Here is a 1,522-nt window from a genome sequence, read left to right as displayed (position 1 = left end):
CTTGTGCACAAAGAGATCTCAATCCGGCAGAAGAGATTTATAGAATAGCGCAAAATCTTGGCTATCAGAACCAAGCATTACAAGCGAATAATCAAGTTGCTGCGCTTCAAAGCCGGCAGAATTCTGCGAGAACCTTAACGGCATCTGGTGGAGGGGGCAGTGTTGGACCAATCACTTTAGCAAGCATTGATAGGATGTCAGAAGAAGAATTTGACGCTTGGATATCAAATCCGAAAAATAAAGCAATTTTTCGGCAATTGCATGGTGCTGGTAACGGGTATTAAGAGTGCATTTTTATAGAAATTAGCCTGTTTTATGCAGGGTTATGGTCCGGCTTTTAAGCCGGTTTTTTTTACAGCAAAGAAAGGTAAAATCAATGGCATTAACAACAGTTAGAGCAGATGATCCTCATGCGATAAGCACGTGGTCAAAATTATTAAATACAGAAGTTTCAAAGGCGATACCTATTGCCCCTCTTATAGGCAGGGGTTCAAACAGCATTATTCAACTTAAAACTGAAACACAGAAGGGCAGAGGGGATTGTGTTACATTTAGCTTACGTACACAGCTTTTGGGACGGGGAGTTACCTCAGGACAGACGCTTGAGGGGAATGAAGAGGCATTACAATTCCTTCATGACAGACTCTATATTGACGAACTTTCGCATGCAGTTCGTGTAGAAAATGAAGGTAGTATAGCGCAACAACGTACAACGTTTGATTTGCGCGACGAAGCAAAAGATGGCTTAGTTGATTGGTATGCAGATCGCTTAAGCTTGATGTTTTTCATTCAAGCTTGCGGATATACAGCAAGGACGCTCTCTTTTGAAGATCGTATGATAGATATCGAGAATGTGCATTATGGATTTAATGAACCTCTGGCACCAAGCAGTAAGCGAATTATCCGTCCAGATGGTAAAACCAAGGATGAAGAGCTAAGTGAAGCGCCAAAACACAGCTTTAGTTTGAAGCTTATTGACGAAGCTGTAAAAATGGCGAAACTTGCTAATCCCAAAATTCGACCAGTACGTGTGAATGGGGAGAGTGTTTATGTTCTCTATTTGCATCCAACACAAGTGATGCAATTGCGTACCAATACAGAGACTGGTCAGTGGCTTGATATACAAAAGGCGGCTTATTCAGGTTCGCGTGCGAAGAATCCGATCTTTGATGGTTCACTAGGCATGTATAATGGTGTGATTTTACGTGAATCTGAACATGTCACCCATGGGGTTAAATCTACCGATCATACAGCGAAAAAAAGTGTGCGTCGTGCTGTTTTGCTTGGAGCACAAAGTATCGTTATGGCTTTTGGGAACAATCGCAATGTCAATCGCTATAAATTGGTGGAAGAGCATTTCGACTATCAACGTTACTATGGTTTGTCTGCGAAAACACTGATTGGCATGAAGAAAACCCGTTTCAAATTTCCAAATAGCTCTCAAGCAGCGCAAGATTTTGGAACGATTGTTATCCCCACCTACAGTGGTGAACCTGATAATTAATCATAGGGAGGAAACAAG

At 41.7% G+C, this 1,522-nt stretch carries 1 protein-coding gene and 1 pseudogene; both read left to right on the top strand.

From position 1 onward, the window contains the following. Positions 1-284, top strand: a pseudogene (locus ACFIL8_RS10170) (hypothetical protein); the annotation flags it as partial. Positions 285-376: 92 nt separating this feature from the next. Continuing rightward, the gene (locus ACFIL8_RS10165; protein ID WP_375689665.1) at positions 377-1,504 is read left to right on the top strand and encodes a N4-gp56 family major capsid protein; all 1,128 of its coding nucleotides are present in this window, start codon (positions 377-379) and stop codon (positions 1,502-1,504) included. Positions 1,505-1,522 lie beyond the last annotated feature (18 nt).

The sequence above is a fragment of the Bartonella sp. AP57NXGY genome (genome assembly GCF_042195805.1).
Lineage (GTDB): Bacteria > Pseudomonadota > Alphaproteobacteria > Rhizobiales > Rhizobiaceae > Bartonella.
This window is presented reverse-complemented; position numbering and strand designations above follow the sequence as displayed.

Excerpts from the sequence above, each read along its gene's own strand:
- ACFIL8_RS10165 (WP_375689665.1), top strand. The coding sequence starts at position 377 with ATGGCATTAACAACAGTTAGAGCAGATGATCCTCATGCGATAAGCACG.